This is a genomic window from Streptomyces sp. NRRL B-24572 (genome assembly GCF_002156145.1).
In the GTDB taxonomy this organism is placed as follows: Bacteria; Actinomycetota; Actinomycetes; order Streptomycetales; family Streptomycetaceae; genus Streptomyces; species Streptomyces vietnamensis.
The window spans coordinates 1-4,373 of the sequence record NZ_MWIG01000506.1; the positions used below are offsets into that span (position 1 = coordinate 1).

7 protein-coding genes are annotated in these 4,373 nt (G+C 72.8%); 3 read left to right on the forward strand and 4 right to left on the reverse strand.

Annotated elements, in window-relative coordinates; genetic code table 11:
- Window positions 1-471 (reverse strand): SDR family oxidoreductase (locus CCN56_RS28045; protein WP_143664644.1); only part of this gene is annotated, 471 nt, incomplete at its 3' end.
- Between the two features lie 65 nt (window positions 472-536).
- The gene (locus tag CCN56_RS28050; protein ID WP_086830757.1) at window positions 537-872 is read right to left on the reverse strand and encodes a YnfA family protein; all 336 of its coding nucleotides are present in this window, start codon (window positions 870-872) and stop codon (window positions 537-539) included.
- A gap of 90 nt (window positions 873-962) precedes the next feature.
- Between CCN56_RS28050 and CCN56_RS28055 the strand changes: the two genes are divergently transcribed.
- The gene (locus tag CCN56_RS28055; RefSeq protein ID WP_256962189.1) at window positions 963-1,427 is read left to right on the forward strand and encodes a hypothetical protein; all 465 of its coding nucleotides are present in this window, start codon (window positions 963-965) and stop codon (window positions 1,425-1,427) included.
- Between the two features lie 14 nt (window positions 1,428-1,441).
- Here CCN56_RS28055 and CCN56_RS28060 read toward each other — a convergent pair whose 3' ends face one another.
- Window positions 1,442-2,857 (reverse strand): FAD-dependent oxidoreductase, encoded by a 1,416-nt coding sequence (locus tag CCN56_RS28060; protein ID WP_086830759.1) that lies wholly within the window; start codon window positions 2,855-2,857, stop codon window positions 1,442-1,444.
- 114 nt (window positions 2,858-2,971) lie between these two features.
- Between CCN56_RS28060 and CCN56_RS28065 the strand changes: the two genes are divergently transcribed.
- Window positions 2,972-3,532, forward strand: a complete 561-nt coding sequence (locus CCN56_RS28065) for a TetR/AcrR family transcriptional regulator (RefSeq protein ID WP_086830761.1) — start codon at window positions 2,972-2,974, stop codon at window positions 3,530-3,532.
- Between the two features lie 70 nt (window positions 3,533-3,602).
- Window positions 3,603-4,088, forward strand: a complete 486-nt coding sequence (locus CCN56_RS28070; protein WP_086830763.1) for a MarR family winged helix-turn-helix transcriptional regulator — start codon at window positions 3,603-3,605, stop codon at window positions 4,086-4,088.
- Window positions 4,089-4,139: 51 nt separating this feature from the next.
- Here CCN56_RS28070 and CCN56_RS44985 read toward each other — a convergent pair.
- On the reverse strand, window positions 4,140-4,373 hold a 234-nt coding region (locus tag CCN56_RS44985; RefSeq protein WP_256962191.1), incomplete at its 5' end, for a Mut7-C RNAse domain-containing protein.

The following is a 4,373-nucleotide window of genomic DNA, read 5'->3' on the forward strand; positions in this document are numbered from 1 at the left end:
CTCCACATGACCCAGGCCCTGCTCCCCGCCCTCGTAGGTGGAGTGGCCGGCGGTGGAGGAGAGGACGACCACCGTGCCGTCGCCACTGGCGGTGAGGGCGGGGAGCAGGGCCTGGGTCATGTGGAGGGTGCCGAGGACGTTGACCTCGTACATCCGGCGCCAGTCCTCGGGGTCGCCGGTGGCGACGGGGTCGGCGCCGAGGGCGCCGCCGGCGTTGTTGACGAGGACGGCGAGGGTGCGGAAGGCGGTGGCGAACTCGTCGACGGCGGCGCGGTCGGTGACGTCGAGGGCGTAGGCGGTGGCCTGGTGGCCGGCGTCGTTGATCTCGGCGGCGAGGGCCTCGATGCGGTCCTTGCGGCGGGCGGTGAGGACGACCCGGTAGCCGGCGGCGGCCAGCTGCCGGGCGGTGGCGGCACCGATTCCGCTGCTCGCTCCGGTGATGACGGCGATGGGGGTGCCGGCGGCAGTCATGACGTGCTCCTCGCGCATGTGGTCGATTGCGGGTCGATCGCCCGGTCAGGATAGGCGGGACGCGGTCAGCGGCCTCGCGGGACGTACATGATCACGGCCATGCCGACGAGGCAGATGAGGGCGCCGACGACGTCCCAGCGGTCGGGGCGGTAGCCGTCGGCGACCATTCCCCAGGCGAGGGAGCCGGCGACGAACACTCCGCCGTAGGCGGCGAGGACGCGGCCGAACTCGGCGTCGGGCTGGAGGGTGGCGACGAAGCCGTAGATGCCGAGGGCGATGACTCCCGCGCCGATCCAGATCCAGCCGCGGTGTTCCCGGACGCCCTGCCAGACGAGCCAGGCGCCGCCGATCTCGAAGAGGGCGGCGAGGAGGAACAGGGCGATGGAGCGGGCGACGAGCATGGGGGAAGCCTGCCACGGGACACGCGGGCTGACGGCTTGTCAGAATATGTGATGAGTTGTGGTTATTTTGTGCCTATGCGTGGATTGCGGATGGGTGTGCTCGGGGTCGCTCTCGCGGCCGTGGTGGTGGGTGCGGGCGGGAGTGCCGGTGCCGTGGGGCCGGTGGTCGGGACCGAGGCGGATCTGTCCCATCACGGGCATGTCTCCCTCTGGGACGGGAGGGTCGGTGTCTGGCTGGTCAGCGAGAACCACGGGCCCGCCGACGTCTCCCAGGCGACGGTCCGGCTCGCCTTCTCCGAGCCGATGGCGGGCGGCCAGGAGCTGCCGCCGGCCTGTCTGTGGAGCAGTGACCGGGTGGTCTCCTGCCGGACGGGCCGGCTCGGGGCCGCGGGGGGCGCCGGTGAGCTGGCGCTCGATCTGCGGACCGCGGGCTTCCCGGACGAGATGACGGTCGAGGTCACCACGGCCTGGCGGGACGGGGTGGCCGACCGGAATCCGCGGAACGACCGGCATCGTGTGCTGGTGCTCGCCACCGGGGATCCGTACGTCTTCTGAGCCGGTGTCGTCGGTCAGTTGCTCGTCCAGTGGACGTAGCCGTCGGGGCGGACCAGTACGGCCGTCCTCTTCGTCGAGTCCGTCCAGGTGGCCCGGATCAGGTGCTTCGCCGTGACGGGGGCGGTCGACGGCAGTGCCGGGGCCGGTCCCTCGGGGGCGATCAGGACGAACTCGCCCTGGCGGAGCAGTTCGTAGAGGCGTCCTTCGCGCAGGTGGGCGTCGGGTGCGCGGCGGCCCGAGGGGCGGCCGGTGCCCGGTGCGGGGGCGTACGCGATGTCGATGCCGCTGAGCATGCCCATGGCGCGGGCCGAGGCGGGCGGGATGGCGTTCACGCGGCGGGCGGCGAGGCAGCGGCTGGCGCGGGTGCGGGGGGTGTGGGCCATGGCGAGGCGGACGATCGCGCCGCTGCTGCGGAGCACCATGGTGCCGACGGGGTGGCGCTCGGACTGGTAGCTGTCGAGGAGGGCCTCGGGGTCGGGTGCCGTGCCGCGGAGTGCGGCGGTGAGCTTCCAGGAGAGGTTGGCGGCGTCCTGGAGGCCGGTGTTCATGCCCTGGCCGCCGGCGGGGGAGTGGACGTGGGCGGCGTCTCCGGCGAGAAAGGCCCGGCCGACGCGGTAGGCGGGGGCCTGGCGCTCGTCGCTGTGGAAGCGGGAGATCCAGCGGGGGTCGTGCATGCCGTAGTCGGTGCCGAGGGCCTTGCGGGCGATCTCGCGGATCTCGTCGAGGTCGACGGGCTCGCTGTCGGCGACCTGGCGGGTGCGGGTCCAGCCCATGACCCGGTACCAGCCGTCGCCGAAGGGGGCGAGGAAGGCGAAGGTGTCTCCGGAGCCGTTGACGCTGAAGACGTCGGCGGGCTCCTCGGCCAGGCGCACGTCGGCGAGGACGATGGAGCGGATCACGGAGTGGCCGGGAAAGGGCAGGTCGAGGGCGGTGCGGACGGAGCTGCGGTGGCCGTCCGTGCCGACCAGGTAGCGGGCGCGGAGGGTGAGCGGGGCGCCCTCGGGGTCGGTGAGCTCCGCGGTGACGCCGTCGGCGTCCTGGCGCAGTCCGCGCAGCTCCGTGCCGTACCGGAAGGTGACGCCCGCGTCGACCGCGCGGCGCTCCAGGAGGCGCTCGACCTCGTACTGCGGGGTGACGAGCAGGTGGTTGAAGCGGGTGGGCAGGCGGGTCAGGTCCAGGTCGAGGCGGCCGAAGAGCCGTGCCGTGGTGAGGGTGGTGCCGGTGGCGAGGAGTTCGTCCGCGAGGCCGCGGGCGTCGAGCTGTTCGAGGGTGCGGGCGTGGACGCCGAAGGCCCGGGTCATGTTGCCGAGGCCGTGCGGGCGGCGCTCGACGAGGGTGACGTCGATGCCGGCGGCGGCGAGGTCGCCGGCGAGCAGGAGGCCGGTGGGGCCCGCGCCGATGACGAGTACGTCCGTGTTCGTGGTGCTCATGGCTTCCTCCAGGGTGCCCACGATCGTTTGCCAACAACTGTTGGTCAACGCTTGTTGGCAACGGTAGGGCGGTCCCGATGGTGTGTCAACACCCGTTGGCCTACAGTTGTTGGTATGACGACCGTCCGCCGCTCCGACGCCACCCGGGCCGCCATCCTGGAGGCCGCCCGCGAGCGCTTCGCCTCCGACGGATACGAGCGCGCCACCATCCGGGCCATCGCCCGCGACGCCGGGATCGATCCGTCGATGGTGATGCGCTACTACGGCAACAAGGAGGGGCTCTTCGCCGCCGCCTCCGAGATCGAGATCGGCCTGCCCGAGCCGGGCGCCCTGCCCGCGCACCACATCGGGGCCGTCCTGGTCACGCACTTCCTGGAGAGCTGGGAGCGCGACGAGGTCCTCACCGCGATGCTGCGGGTGGGCGTCACCAACGAGGCCGGTGCCGCGCGCATGCAGGAGATCTTCGCCCAGCAGATCGGGCCGGTCGCCCGGGGCGTCTGCCCCGACCCGGCGGACGCCCCGCGCCGGGCGATGCTCGCCTCCTCCCAGATCCTCGGCATGGCGCTCGCCCGTTACGTGCTGCGCCTGCCGCCGGCGGTCGAGATGTCCACCGAGGACGTCGTCGCCTGGCTGGGCCCCACCGTGCAGCGCTATCTGACCGCCGAGGCGCCCTGAGTCGTCCGGAACCGGGGAGCCGTCCGGGTCGGCCCGTGGCCGCGCGCTGCCTGATCCGTACAATATCTGCATGACGCAGAAGAGTTCCGGCCGGCGCGAGGCGCTCATGACCGAGCTGCACGGGGAGGCCCGCCGCTACATGGCCGCCTACGCCCTGTTCAACCAGGCCGTCGCCGACCACCTGGGGCTCCACCCCACCGATGTGCAGTGTCTGAACCTGCTCAGCCTGGAGGAGGGCCCGGTGACCACCGGGCGGGTCGCCGAACTGACCGGGCTCACCACCGGCTCCGCGACCCGGCTCGTCGACCGGCTCGAACGCTCCGGCTATGTGACCCGCGAGCGCTCCACCGAGGACCGGCGCCGGGTCCTGGTGGCGCTCGTCCCCGAACGGATGGCCGAGCTCGGCGCACTCTGGCGGAAGCTCAACAGCACCTGGGGCACGATGTTCGACGTCTACAGCGACGCCGAGGTCGCCCTGCTCATCGCCCACATGCGGCGCACCGTCGAGGTCAGCGCCGCGCAGATCGAGCGACTGCGGAGCGGTGACCTGGGCTGAGGAGGCGCCGGGGCGGGCCCTTCGGACGGGCGCGCCTCGGCGGGCCGCCGCCTAGCGCGCCGCCGCCCCGCCGAACTCTCGCACCGCGTCCGAGACGATCGCCTCCAGGCGCGCGTGGTGGGCGCCGCGCCAGTAGACCCTGCCGCACTCCACGCACTGCGCGAACACGTCGTACGTCTTCTCCGTGCCCTGCTCCAGCTGCTCGCGCCCTGGACCCGCTGCACGGCGTGCAACGGGGAGCTGAGCGACGCCGACAAGGACACGGTGCGCGAGCAGCTGGAGCAG

Bases quoted from the DNA above. Each gene is read 5' to 3' on its own strand.
- CCN56_RS28050 (WP_086830757.1), bottom strand. From the start codon at position 872: ATGCTCGTCGCCCGCTCCATCGCCCTGTTCCTCCTCGCCGCCCTCTTC.
- CCN56_RS28055 (WP_256962189.1), top strand. From the start codon at position 963: ATGGGTGTGCTCGGGGTCGCTCTCGCGGCCGTGGTGGTGGGTGCGGGC.
- CCN56_RS28060 (WP_086830759.1), bottom strand. From the start codon at position 2,857: ATGAGCACCACGAACACGGACGTACTCGTCATCGGCGCGGGCCCCACC.
- CCN56_RS28065 (WP_086830761.1), top strand. From the start codon at position 2,972: ATGACGACCGTCCGCCGCTCCGACGCCACCCGGGCCGCCATCCTGGAG.
- CCN56_RS28070 (WP_086830763.1), top strand. From the start codon at position 3,603: ATGACGCAGAAGAGTTCCGGCCGGCGCGAGGCGCTCATGACCGAGCTG.